Here is a 12,787-nt window from a genome sequence, read left to right as displayed (position 1 = left end):
CGCCACCATTATGACCCGTCTGTTCCACATCAGCGATATTCACTTCGGCCTTGAAGATCGCGACGCGCTCGATTGGGTGGCGCAATGCATCGCGCGCGAAAAGCCCGATGTGGTGGCGATCACCGGCGATCTGACGATGCGCGCGCGCCACCGCGAATTCACCGCTGCTTGCCAGTGGATCATGGCGCTGGTTGTGCCCGTCACGGTTGAGGTCGGCAATCACGACCTGCCCTATTTCAACCTGATAGAGCGGTTCACCGATCCCTACCGCCGGTTCCGCGCGATAGAATCGGTGCTGGAACGCGAGATCGATCTGCCCGGAGTCGCCGTGGTCCCGCTGAAAACCACCGCCCGCGCACAATTGCGGCTCAACTGGTCAAAGGGCAATGTCGGCGCGGCCGCCCTGCGCCACACCCTTGCGGCAATAGACGCCCTGCCCCCCGGCACCCGCGCCGTCGTTACCTGCCACCACCCGCTGGTGGAAGCAGGCACGCGCGGCAAGGCCCTGACGCGCGGCGGGAACAAGGCACTCGCCGAACTCGCCAAACGCAACGTCCTCGCCGTCCTGTCCGGCCATGTCCATGATCCGTTCGATCTGATCCACCCGACCAAGAACGGTCCCGTGCGCATGATCGGCGCGGGCACGCTCAGCCAGCGCGTCCGCTCCACGCCGCCCAGCTTCAACGAACTGACGCTGCACGATGGCCAGATCACGGTCCGCGTCCGCAACCTCGAACACGTGTCCAGCCGCGACATGATGATTGAGGATGTGCCCGAGAATGCGCTTCCGCCAAGGGCCGAAGGCGAGCCGGTCGCCCCGATCGGGGCTGTGCCCAAGTTTGATCCGCCAGTCTATTGAATGGCAAACTATAATTGGTTGACCCGGCGCACACGTGCTACAGCCCAACAACTGGTTGGATAGCGGCGTGAATACTTCCAGCGCCTGATCCTGCGAACAAAAGACGCAGGTCATTGCTCCATTGTTTGACCACCCGGTTTATGGCTTGCGCTGCGCAGGTCTCCGGGCACCCTAAGGCCGCAGGGCATGGATATCTCGAAGCCCGGCGCTCCCTCCTCGGCTGCAAACAGCCTTGGCATGGCGCTGGTCATGTCATCCAGCACACCCTTGCTGCTGCTGGATGAAGGTCTTCTGGTGCTGGCGGCCAGCGGGTCGTTCTGCCGCGCCTTTGCGCTCGATGCTTCCACAGTGGTAGGCCAATCGATGTTTGCGCTTGGCGCAGGTGAATGGAACTTGCCCCAGTTACGCTCGCTTTTGCAGACGACAGTGGCCGGCCGGGCCGCAGTCGAAGCCTATGAGATCGACCTTGTGCGGCCAGGCAGGACGCCATGCCAGTTGATCATCAGCGCGCACCTGCTGGGCATGCCCGAAGGCGAAGGAACCTACCTCGTGCTCGGCGCAACAGACGTGACCGAGGTTCGGCATACCCAGCGGGTCAACGACGATCTTGTCCGGGACAAGCATTTGCTGCTGCAGGAACTGCAGCACCGCGTTGCCAACAGCCTGCAGATCATCGCCAGCATCCTGATGCAAAGCGTGCGCCGGGTGCAGTCCGAAGAAACCCGCACGCATCTGCGCGATGCGCACCGCCGGGTCATGTCCATCGCCACGCTCCAGCATCAGCTGGCCCTCAGCAGTGCCGACGAAGTTGCGCTTGGCCCCTATTTTACCGATCTGTGCAACAGCATAGGGGCATCGATGATCAGCGATGCCGTGCCGATCAGCCTGACGGTGAAAGCCGATGCTACGGTCACCAGCAGCGCGATTTCGGTCAGCCTTGGCCTGATCGTGACCGAACTGGTCATCAACAGCCTGAAACACGCCTTCCCCGAAGGCGCAAAGGACTGTGCCATCGCGGTCGAATATGGCTCGTCATCTGATGGATGGAGCCTGTCGGTCGCGGACAACGGCATAGGCATGGACAGCGAACCGGACCCGGCAGATGCGGGTCTGGGAACGGGCATCATCCATGCTCTGGCAAAGCAGCTTCACAGCAAAATCGTGATCACCGACAACGGCCCGGGGACAAAAGTCACGATCATCAGCGAGAGTTGTGCCGAGAAGGCCTGAAACCGCCGGTCCTTAATCGGAGCCGACGAGCGCCACCTCGATGTTGAGCGGGACGCCACGCGCAATGACATCCAGCAATCGGTCGATATTCGGATGGGCACCCGGTCTGGCCTTGGCGTCTGCGGTATGCTCGCCGAAAATCGCAAGCCCGTGTTCGGCAGCTTCCGGCGTCAGCGCGCCGAAGTGCTGGCCAAGATATTGATAGACCGACAGCGAGCCTTGCTTGCCCGCTTCATTGGGAATGCGCGCCACCACCGCGCCACTTGCGTCGATCAGGTCGATGCGCGCGACGCCTTCGATCGAAGGAAGTTGCGCAAGGTTGTCCTTGAACGACGCGCCTGGTTGAATAATCGCCATAAAATCAGCCCACACCCATGTTGTCTATCAATCGTGCCGCACCGATCCGCGCAGCAACAAGGAGGCGCGCCTTGCGCCCGTCCCATGCGAACAGGTTTTCCAGCGTAGCCGCATCGCGCAGATCGCCGTAATCGACCGAGTTGAACCCGGCGGCGAGGATTTCGGCCTTCATCGTATCGAGGCTTTCGGTCACGTCTGCCCCGCCCTCGATCGCAGCAATCGCGCGGCGCATGGCGCCCGAAAGCTGCGCGGCTTGCTCGCGCTCAGCCGGGGTCAGATACTGGTTGCGGCTGCTGAGGGCCAAGCCGCTGGCTTCACGCACCGTTTCCACGCCGATGATGTTGCCTGCGTGCGGCTGCGTCAGGTCCAGATCGCGGGCCATGCGGCGGATCACCGCCAGTTGCTGCCAGTCCTTTTCACCAAACAGCGCCACATCGGGCCGCACCTGGTTGAAAAGCTTGCACACCACCGTGGCCACGCCATCGAAATGGCCGGGCCGCGCGGCACCACATGCCACTTCGCTCACGCCCGAAACGCTGATGTTTGTGGCATAGCCATCCGGGTACATCTGATCGACGGTGGGTGCCCACAGAATGGCAACGCCTTCTGCCTCAAGCAGCGCGGCATCGGCGGCCATGCGGCGCGGATAGGCGTCCAGATCCTCGGTCGGGCCGAACTGGCGCGGGTTGACGAAGATCGAGGACACCACGTGGTCTGCGGCGCGGCGGGCCTCGCGCACAAGCGTCAGGTGGCCTTCGTGCAACGCGCCCATTGTGGGCACGAAGGAGATGGTTTTTCCCCCGATTTTAAGCGCGTCGACCGCGTTGCGCAGGTCTTCCAGCCGGTTGATCGTTTGCACCTTGGCACCCACTCCACTAAGTCGGAACACAAGGGCGATAGGGGGGCAGGCAGCCTCTCGCAAGCCCGCCTGATCTGCACAACAGAGAGTATCCAGCCTTGTCCACCGGTCCGCATCGCATCGTCTTCGCCAACGAAAAAGGCGGAACCGGCAAATCCACCACGGCGGTCCACGTCGCCATTGCGCTGGCCTGTCAGGGCGCGCGCGTGGCCGCAATCGATCTCGATTCCCGCCAGCGCACGATGCACCGCTATTTCGAAAACCGCGCCGAAACCATGCGCCGCCGCGACATTTCGCTGCCAACCGCCACTTTCGAAGTCTATTCGGGCGACAGCATCGAAGAACTGGACGCAATGACCGCGCGGCTTTCCGAGTCCCACGATTTCCTGATTTTCGACACGCCGGGCCGCGATGATCCCCTCGCCCGCCACGTCGCCACCCGCGCCGATACGCTGGTGACGCCGCTGAACGACAGCTTTGTGGACTTCGATCTGATCGGACAGGTGGACGCTGAGACTTTCAAGGTGCGCCGCCTGTCATTCTACGCCGAACTGATCTGGGAAGCGCGCAAGAAGCGGGCGATGGCGACGATCAAAGATGCGCGCAGGGAGATGGATTGGGTGGTCGTGCGCAACCGCACCGGCTTTACCGAAGCGCGCAACCAGAAGCGCATCGACACCGCGCTGACCGAGCTTTCCAAGCGTGTAGGTTTCCGTGTGGCCAGCGGCCTTTCGGAGCGCGTGATCTACCGCGAACTGTTCCCCAGTGGCCTGACTTTGCTGGATAAAGGCCACTTGGGAGAGCTGGGCACCAGCCACCTTGTGGCGCGTCAGGAACTGCGCACTCTGGTCGGCGGATTGAACCTTCCGAAGCTTAATCCTGAACTGCCTCTAGATGCACCTAGGAGCACCAAGATCGCACTTGAGAGCGCAGCCTGATGATCAAACTGCTCACGATTGTCGCCTTGGCGTGCGTTGCCTGCAAGCTGCTCGCCGGGCGATGGCCGTGGGAACTTCTGGCTGGCGATCCGCGCGACCGGAACGAGAAGAAGGCACGCAATCTGCTCAGCCTGAACGCAGATGCAGCCTACGATGATGTGATCGAAGCGCACCGCCGCCTGATCCAGAAAGTCCACCCCGACCGTGGCGGCACCAACGAGGCGGTTCACGAAGCCAACGCCGCGCGCGACCTGCTGCTCGCCCGCCTGTCCGACCGGCGCGGCTCCTGATCCCGCATGACGGGGCATAAATTCCACCCCTCGATCCTGCGCGAATACGACATTCGCGGCGTTTTTGGCGAGACGCTGTCAGTTGAAGATGCCCATGCGGTGGGCCGCAGCTTTGGCAGCGTGGTGCGTCAGCGCGGCGGCAATCGGGTGGCGGTGGGGTATGACGGCCGGCTCAGTTCACCCATGCTGGAACACGCGCTGGTCGAAGGGCTGACGGCGAGTGGCTTGGATGTGGTGCGGATCGGATTGGGGCCAAGCCCGATGCTGTATTTTGCGGCGACACCTGCCGCAAAAGCCCTATTTCCAGATGTGCAGGGCGGCGTTCACGTAACCGGCAGCCACAATCCCGCCAATCACAATGGCTTCAAGATGGTACTTGAAGGCGCTCCGTTCTTTGGGTCCGACATAATCGATCTCGGGCGCATCGCTGATGAAGCCGCATGGGTGAGCGGGAACGGCAGCGTCCAATGCGCCGACATTGCTGAAGCCTATGTCGATTGCTTGCTCGGCGCTTTGGATGGGATCGATCGCGGAGCCCTCAACGCTTTGCGCATCGGCTGGGATGCCGGAAACGGCGCGGCTGGTCCCATCATCGACGCGCTGACCGCGCGCCTGCCGGGATACCATGTCCTTCTTTATACGAGCGTGGACGGCCATTTTCCCAACCATCATCCTGATCCAACGATTGAGGGCAACCTCACCGATCTTTGCGCCGCTGTCGCGGAGCAATGCCTCGACTTTGGAGTGGCATTTGACGGCGATGGCGACAGGATAGGAGCGGTGGACAGCAAGGGGCGGGTGATCTGGGGTGATCAGTTGCTGGGCATCTACGCCGAAGACTTGCTGCGGAATGCCCCGGAATCAATGGTTATCGCCGATGTAAAGGCCAGTTCCACGCTGTTTGAGCGCATCGCAGAGCTGGGTGGAAAACCACTGATGTGGAAGACCGGGCACTCACCGCTAAAGTCCAAAATGAAGGAGACTGGTGCCCCGCTCGCCGGTGAAATGAGCGGGCATATGTTCTTTGCCGACAAATACTTCGGCTACGATGACGCGCTTTATGCTGCCGTCCGCCTGATTGCGGCCACGGTCCGAATCGGAATGAGCCTCACCGCGCTGCGCGATGCGATGCCTGAAAGGATCGCTACGCCCGAGCTTCGCTTTCAGGTGGACGAAGCGCGCAAGTTTGCGGTTGTGGACGAAGTGCTGGGCCAACTGATCGCCGATGGCGTGCCCGACGGGGTCCAGGTACACCAGATTGATGGTGTGCGCGTGGAAACGCCCGATGGCTGGTGGCTGCTGCGCGCATCGAACACGCAGGATGTGCTGGTGGTGCGCGCCGAAAGCACCAGCGACGAGGGTTTGGCGGGCCTGCTGGCCGAAGTGGACGCGCGTCTTGCCGCTGTCGGCCTCAAACGCGGCTGAACCGCCGCTTTGCGCTTGCCAAATCCGCAGCCGCTGACGCATCACGCTCTGCCTTGAAAGCGCGGGAAGACGAATGCTCATCGGGATCGATCTGGGGACCACCAACAGCGCGGTGGCCCTATGGCAGAACAATGAAGACGGCGGCGAGGCCGTCCTTGTGCCAAACGCGTTGGGCGCGGCGCTGACGCCGTCTGCAGTTTCGGTCCTGCCCGATGGCAATACGCTGGTCGGCGCCGCCGCGCTGGAGCGTGTGGGCCTGAAAGACGGGGCGACCGCGACCAGTTTCAAGCGCCTGATGGGCACGGACCGCAAGCAGAAGCTGGGCAAAAAGGAATTCTCTGCCGAAGAATTGTCCGCGCTGGTGCTGATGTCCCTGCGCGATGACGTAACCGCCCACACCGGCACGCGCCCGACCGAGGCTGTGATTACCGTTCCTGCCTATTTCAACGACCGCCAGCGCAAGGCGACGCGCCGGGCGGGCGAGCTGGCGGGGCTGACGGTACGCCGCCTGATCAACGAGCCGACGGCTGCCGCGCTGGCTTTTGGATTGCAGGACAAGGAAGAGCGCGAGCCGTTTCTGGTGTTCGATCTGGGCGGGGGCACGTTCGATGTGTCCATCGTCGAGATGTTCGAAGGCATTGTCGAAGTGCGCGCCTCTGCCGGAGACAACCGGCTGGGCGGGGACGATTTCAACAGCGCCATTGCCACAGCGGTGCGCGGGCGGCTCGATCCCGATGGCCTGCTGGGCAAGATCGATGAACGCCGCGCCGAAGCGCTGCTGTTGCAGGCAGCCGAGCGCACCAAGCGGGGGTTGAGCGACGGGCAGGACGCGGAGTTTGCACTGACCGTGGAGGGCGCGCGGCTTTCCACCACCGTCACCGCCAGCGAGTTTGAAGCGCAGGCCGAAGGGCTGATCCGGCGTTTGCGCGATCCGGTGGTGCGGGCCTTGCGCGACAGCCAGATCGACGCTGCGAGTTTGAGCGAAGTGGTGCTGGTGGGCGGGGCGACGCGCATGCCGCTGGTGCGCAAGGCGATCACGCGGCTGTTCGGGCGGTTCCCCAATTCATCGGTCCACCCTGACCACGCCGTGGCACTGGGCGCGGCAATTCAGGGCGGTCTGATCGCACGCGATAGCGGTCTTGAGGAAATCCGCATCACCGATGTCTGCCCGTTCACGCTGGGCATTGAAACGGCAGAGCATTCAGCGCGGGGCACGGTGCAGCAGGGGCTGTTTTCCCCGATTATAGAGCGCAACACGCCGGTGCCGGTCAGCCGATCGGGCGTGTTCAGCACGATGGGTGATGGGCAGAAACAGATCGAGGTGAAGATCTATCAGGGCGAGGCGCGCGAAGTTTCGGGCAATGTCCATCTGGGCCAGCTGAAAGTGCCGGTGCCGCCGCGCCCTGCGGGGGAAGTGGCCATCGATGTGCGCTTTTCCTATGACAGTTCGGGGCTGCTGGAAGTGGACGTGGAAGTGCCACTGACCGGCGCGAAGCACAATCTGGTGATCATCGACGAGGAAGATCGCAAGGCCGCCAGCGATCTGGAATCGCGGCGCAAGGCGCTGGCCGCGCTGAAGCACCATCCGCGCGAAGAGGCGACCAACCAGATGCTGCTGGCGCGGGCAGAGCGGTGTTACGAGGAGTTTCTGGGCGATGTGCGCGCGGTGGTGGGTGACCGCACGCGCATGTTCGTGACCGCTCTCGACAGCCAGGACCCGCGCCGGATTGCCGATGCAGCGGCGGACCTTAGCGGGCTGCTCGACATGCTGGAAGCGAACCCGCCGCTTTGACACCGACTCAGGCCTGGCAAGTCCTCGGGATCAAAAAGACGCCCGACGTGGCGGCGATCCGTCGCGCCTATGCCGAGCGGCTGAAGGCAATGGACATCGACAAGGACGTCGATGGCTATGCCCGCCTGCGCGAGGCACGTGATGCAGCGCTGCGCTGGGCAAGGATGCAGGCAAAGCCGGCGGTGGAGGATGAATTTGATTCCTTCGCCGGGGTGACGCCAATAGACGCGTCCGAGCCGGACCCACAACCGGCCAGGGCTTTGGAATCGCATCAAGAATCCGAAACCTCAAGTTGGCTTTATGCTGCACCTTCCGCGCGGGGTGAAGCCGATCCGAGCCTGACGACGCGGCTGGGCGATAACGCGCCCAAGCTGGACGTGACGACGGGCTTTTCGGCAGCGCAGGCGCCGGCGGAACAGGCCATCGGGGTGGGGCGCGATCCCTTTGCGCGGCCCGTCCTGCTGGGGCTGGAAGCCACGTCCGATGCGGTCATGCCCGCGTGGGCGCACGAACAGGCCCTGCACCGGCTGCTCTATGTGGACGAGCCGCAGGATGCCAGAGACGCCACGCCACCCCCGCTGGAAGGGTGGGAAGAGGCGATGGCGCTGGGCCATCTGAAAGCGGTGCTGCGCCATGCCGAAACGGTAAGCGTGACCGCCTTTGACGAGATCGACAACTGGCTGGCGCGCCTGCTGACCGGGGCTTGGCCACGTTCCGCCCCGTTGCTGGAGCCTGCGGCGGCAGTGTTCGGCTGGGAAAGCGAGCGCGGGCAGGTATCAGAGCGGCCATCGGTGGCATTCCTGAATGCGCGGCTGCGGGGATTGCGGTTCCGCGAGAAAGTGCTGGAACCAAAGCATCCGCTGCACAAGGCGTGGGTGGAATTGACCACGCCGGCGCAGCAGGGCAGTCGCAAGGGCTGGTTCGTGAAGCGCGCCGATGTGGAGCAATTGCTGGCGGGCGTGCGCAAGAACTTTCCCGAAATCGAACATCACTTTGATCCGTGGCGTGTGGCGCTTTGGGACAAGCCCGAGGGTGCGGACACGGGTTCTGGCTGGTTCAGCAAAACGCGGCTATGGATATTTGCAGCGATTCTGGTGGTGCAGATCCTGCGCTTTGCGCTGGCCGACCGGACGCCCGACGGATCAACCCCGCCACCGCCGGTCGCGCTATCGGCCAGCGAGATTGCCGAGGATGGCAAGGCAATCCAGGGCGCACTGAACCGGATCTTCGGCCCGGAAATCACGCTGGACGGGCTGAAATCGCTCCAGCCAGACCTTGCCGCCCTGTTCACCGCCAACCGCACGATTGCGCGCAGCGATGGCAGCGACGCGGCGGCCTATACGGCCAAGGTTCACGATCTGGTGCGAGAGCGGATGTATGCCACCGCGCTGGTGGAGAAAGGGCCGCTGCTAGCCGATGTGCAACAGGTGCGCGCTGACCTGCTGCGGGCCGCGCGCGAGGTGGGTGCGGCGCAGTGCATGGCCTTTGTCCGCACGCGCAGGATGGATCGGCAAGTGGCGGTGCCCGATGCAGTGCTGGGCGCGGAGCGCAAATTGGCGGTGCGGATGCTTGATGCCAGCCAGCTTGGTCCGCCTGCGCGGATTGCGCCGGGCAATGCGCAAGTGCCCGGCGCGCTGGTGGACAAGGTGATGACGCTGTCCGGCATTCCCGAAGAGCGTATCCGCAAAGCGATGAATGGTCAGGGTTCTGATGCCGACCAGTGTGCGGTGACGATTGCGCTGATCGACGCGGCGCTGGCGTGGCCGGGCAAGGAACGCGAGGCCATCCTTTCGGTTCTGTGAGCGCGCGCCTACATAAAGGGGCAATGACACTCCCCGCATCGATCACCCAATGGTTCACCGCGCGGGGCTGGCGCGTGCGGCGGCATCAGACCGAGATGCTTGAGGCCGCACGTGCAGGGCAGCATGCGCTGCTGGTGGCCGATACCGGGGCTGGCAAGACACTGGCGGGGTTCCTGCCGACACTGGCGGACTTTGCGGGCGATGATCCGCCGGGCGATGGGCTGCACACGCTCTATGTCTCGCCGCTGAAGGCGTTGGCGCATGACGTGCAGCGCAATCTGCTGACGCCAGTGGACGAGATCGGGCTGAAGGTTCGCATCGAGACGCGCAGCGGGGATACGCCGTCTGATCGCAAGGCACGACAGCGGGCCAAGCCGCCGCATGTGCTGCTGACCACGCCGGAATCGCTGTCACTCCTGTTGAGCTATCCTGAGGCGGCAACGATGTTCGCCGGGCTGCGGCGAGTGATCGTGGACGAGGTCCATGCCTTTGCCACGGGCAAGCGGGGGGACTTGCTGGCGCTGGCGCTCGCGCGGTTGCAGGGGATTGCGCCGGACATGCGGCGGGTGGCTCTTTCGGCCACGGTGGCCGATCCGCAGGACTTCTGTGCGTGGCTTGCGCCCGATGGCAATGCCGCTTCGGTGCGGCTGGTGGAGGGTGAGGAGGGCGCAAAGCCGGAGCTTTCGATCCTGCACCCCGAGGACCAGCGCGTGCCGTGGGGCGGACATGCAGCAGCGTGGGCCGTGCCGCAGCTGTATGACGAGATCCGGCGCAACAACACCACGCTGATCTTCACCAACACGCGCTTTCTGGCGGAGTATATCTTCCAGCTGCTGTGGGATGTGAACGAAGACAAGCTGCCCATCGGCATCCACCACGGGTCGCTGTCCAAGGAAGCGCGGCGCAAGGTGGAAGGCGCGATGGCGCGGGGCGAATTGCGTGCGCTGGTCTGCACCGCCAGCCTTGATCTGGGCGTGGACTGGGGCAACGTCGATCTGGTGGTGCAGATGGGCGCGCCCAAGGGTTCGTCGCGCCTTTTGCAGCGGATCGGGCGGGCCAACCACCGGCTCGACTGCCCCAGTAGGGCGCTGCTAGCGCCGGGCAATCGCTTTGAATTTCTGGAAGCGTTTGCGGCGCAGGAAGCGGTGCATGAAGGCAAGCGCGATGGCGAGGAGTTCCGCGCGGGCGGGCTGGACGTGCTGGCGCAGCATGTGATGGCTTGTGCCTGTGCGGGGCCTTTTGACGAGGTGGCGCTGCTGGCCGAAGTGCAATCGGCCCATCCTTATCGATGGATTGATGACGCGCAATGGCAGCGGGTGCTGGCCTTCGTGGCTACCGGAGGATACGCGCTGCGCGCCTATGACAGGTTCAAGCGGATCGTGCGGGACCGGAGCGGCACGTGGCGGCTGACGCATCCTGAGCACGCGGCACGGCATCGGTTGAACGCGGGGATCATCGTCGATTCCGAGATGCTGGACGTGCGGTTCCGCAACGGGCGTTCGCTGGGCAAGGTCGAGGAAGGGTTCGGCGCGTCTCTATCGCCGGGCGATACGATCCGGTTTGCGGGGATGGACCTTGAGGTTGAGGGCGTGCGCGATCTGGAACTGATCGTGCGGGCGGCGAAGAAGCCCGGGCAGATTCCGAGCTACATGGGCGCGCGGCTGCCGCTGACTACGCACCTTTCGGATCGGGTGCGGGGGCTGTTGGTGGACCGCGCGGGCTGGGCGCGGTTTCCCGATGACGTGCGCGAATGGCTGGAAATGCAGGACTGGCGCAGCAAGTTGCCGGGACCGGGGATGCTGCTGGCGGAGAGTTTTCCGCATCAGAACAAGCACTATACAGTCTACTACACCTTCGAGGGGTGGAACGCGAACCAGTCGCTCGGCATGCTGATCACGCGGCGAATGAACGAGCGCGGGTTGGTGCCGCTGGGGTTTGTGGCCAACGACTATTCGCTCGCGGTGTGGGGCGCGCGGCCGGTGGGTGATCCTGCACCGCTGCTATCGCCCGATATTCTGGCGCATGAATTTGTGGAATGGGTGCAGGAATCGCACCTGCTGCGCCGCGCTTTCCGCGAAGTGGCGGTGATTTCGGGGCTGGTGGAGCGGCAACATCCGGGCAAGCGCAAATCGGGCAAGCAAGTGACGTTTTCGACCGACCTGATCTATGACGTGCTGCGCCGGTATGAGCCGGATCACCTGCTGATTGAGGCGGCATGGGCCGATGCGCGGGCACGGATGACCGATGTGGGGCGGCTGGGCGACTTGCTCGACAGGGCGGTGGGCCAGTTGGTCCATGTCGAACTGGACCGCGTCAGCCCGCTGGCCGTGCCGGTGCTGGTGATGATCGGGCGCGAAACCACGCCTGCCGGAGCGGCAGACGATGAGTTGTTGGTGGAAGCGGAAACGTTGGCGGCAGCGGCGATGCGGGCGGACTGATTGGCAGCCGCCTTGAGATCAGCCGATCCACAACCACAGGCCGGCGGGCACGCCGAAGAACTGATAGTGCGCCCATGTGATCAGGAACCACACCAGAAAGGCGATAATCCAGATCACGCCGATCGCGCCGAAGTGTTCAAAGCGCGGCCAGAACGAAGTGCGACGCAGCCACGGGCCGTATTCGCGCTTGTTCCATGCACCCTTGCGCTTGTCCTGAAAGTGCGAGCCGAGGAGCGCGAGCACGATCATCCCGGCCATCAACACGATAGAGCGGCCAGTGGGCGCGGCGATGATGTGACCCAAAGCCCACAGTGCGATGCCCCACATCATCGGGTGGCGGGTGATCTTGAACACGCCCGAGGGGATCACGGTGCCAAGCCCCGCTGCATTCTTGCCCGGAAGCGCCGGATTGCGGGCGAACGAGGGCAGCAGGAAAGCCGTGGCGACGACTGTCAGCACACTGGCAACAAACCACGAAAGCGGATGCATCCCGTCCCACAGCGCCGCACCCGCATCAGTACGATCAAACACGACTATGGCCCACGCCAAGGTGCCAATCGACACGAACGAGTAGAACAGCAGGAAGGCTTGGGCACCGAATTTAGATGTCAGCGCGCCACGCAATGGCCCTGACATGATAAAGTGGCTTGCCACAAAAGCACAAGTCGCCACCAGAAGGTGGACCAACGAAGCATCCATTTGATCCCCCATCTCCGTCGGTTCGCTGCGACCCGAACCGTATCGTTTTGATGTCTTCGCCTAGTTTGACGACCGAACACTGGCAACCAGCGTTACCG

The 12,787-nt window shown here is 63.6% G+C and carries 11 protein-coding genes; 8 read left to right on the top strand and 3 right to left on the bottom strand.

Going from position 1 to position 12,787, the window contains the following annotated elements; translation table 11 throughout:
- Positions 1-10 precede the first annotated feature (10 nt).
- Both Q8R81_RS07475 and Q8R81_RS07470 read left to right on the top strand, forming a co-directional pair.
- Positions 11-859 carry a metallophosphoesterase gene (locus tag Q8R81_RS07475; RefSeq protein WP_305616795.1) on the top strand — a complete coding sequence of 283 codons (849 nt, stop codon included), beginning with the start codon at positions 11-13 and terminating at the stop codon, positions 857-859.
- A 186-nt stretch (positions 860-1,045) separates the two neighbouring features.
- The gene (locus tag Q8R81_RS07470) at positions 1,046-2,089 is read left to right on the top strand and encodes a sensor histidine kinase (protein ID WP_305616794.1); all 1,044 of its coding nucleotides are present in this window, start codon (positions 1,046-1,048) and stop codon (positions 2,087-2,089) included.
- A gap of 12 nt (positions 2,090-2,101) precedes the next feature.
- Here Q8R81_RS07470 and Q8R81_RS07465 read toward each other — a convergent pair whose 3' ends face one another.
- A complete protein-coding gene (locus Q8R81_RS07465; protein ID WP_305616859.1) occupies positions 2,102-2,440 on the bottom strand; it encodes a DUF2322 family protein in 339 nt (112 codons plus the stop codon).
- A 10-nt stretch (positions 2,441-2,450) separates the two neighbouring features.
- A complete protein-coding gene (gene panC / locus Q8R81_RS07460) occupies positions 2,451-3,305 on the bottom strand; it encodes a pantoate--beta-alanine ligase (RefSeq protein WP_305616793.1) in 855 nt (284 codons plus the stop codon).
- 98 nt (positions 3,306-3,403) lie between these two features.
- Here panC and Q8R81_RS07455 point away from each other — a divergent pair, with 98 nt between their 5' ends.
- The 6 genes from Q8R81_RS07455 to Q8R81_RS07430 all read left to right on the top strand — a co-directional run bounded on the left by Q8R81_RS07455 (position 3,404) and on the right by Q8R81_RS07430 (position 11,990).
- Positions 3,404-4,243 carry a division plane positioning ATPase MipZ gene (locus Q8R81_RS07455; protein ID WP_305616792.1) on the top strand — a complete coding sequence of 280 codons (840 nt, stop codon included), beginning with the start codon at positions 3,404-3,406 and terminating at the stop codon, positions 4,241-4,243.
- Positions 4,243-4,533: a molecular chaperone DnaJ gene (locus Q8R81_RS07450; RefSeq protein WP_305616791.1), complete on the top strand. Its 291-nt coding sequence runs from the start codon at positions 4,243-4,245 to the stop codon at positions 4,531-4,533. The genes Q8R81_RS07455 and Q8R81_RS07450 overlap by 1 nt, the downstream gene beginning before the upstream one ends.
- 6 nt (positions 4,534-4,539) lie before the next feature.
- Positions 4,540-5,958: a phosphoglucomutase/phosphomannomutase PgmG gene (gene pgmG, locus Q8R81_RS07445; RefSeq protein WP_305616790.1), complete on the top strand. Its 1,419-nt coding sequence runs from the start codon at positions 4,540-4,542 to the stop codon at positions 5,956-5,958.
- A 73-nt stretch (positions 5,959-6,031) separates the two neighbouring features.
- Positions 6,032-7,750 carry an Hsp70 family protein gene (locus tag Q8R81_RS07440; RefSeq protein WP_305616789.1) on the top strand — a complete coding sequence of 573 codons (1,719 nt, stop codon included), beginning with the start codon at positions 6,032-6,034 and terminating at the stop codon, positions 7,748-7,750.
- Entirely contained in the window at positions 7,747-9,552 is a 1,806-nt protein-coding gene (locus tag Q8R81_RS07435; RefSeq protein WP_305616788.1) for a hypothetical protein, read from the top strand. The genes Q8R81_RS07440 and Q8R81_RS07435 overlap by 4 nt, the downstream gene beginning before the upstream one ends.
- Positions 9,553-9,575: 23 nt before the next feature.
- Positions 9,576-11,990: a ligase-associated DNA damage response DEXH box helicase gene (locus Q8R81_RS07430; protein ID WP_305616787.1), complete on the top strand. Its 2,415-nt coding sequence runs from the start codon at positions 9,576-9,578 to the stop codon at positions 11,988-11,990.
- An 18-nt stretch (positions 11,991-12,008) separates the two neighbouring features.
- On the opposite strand, the gene Q8R81_RS07425 is transcribed toward Q8R81_RS07430, so the two are convergent.
- On the bottom strand, positions 12,009-12,689 hold the full coding sequence (locus Q8R81_RS07425; RefSeq protein ID WP_305616786.1) for an NnrU family protein: 681 nt from the start codon (positions 12,687-12,689) through the stop codon (positions 12,009-12,011).
- Between the last annotated feature and the right edge of the window lie 98 nt (positions 12,690-12,787).

The sequence above is a fragment of the Novosphingobium sp. genome, assembly GCF_030696665.1.
Lineage (GTDB): Bacteria > Pseudomonadota > Alphaproteobacteria > Sphingomonadales > Sphingomonadaceae > Novosphingobium.
Note: the sequence above shows the minus strand (reverse complement) of the source record. Positions and strands in the feature narration are given on the sequence as shown.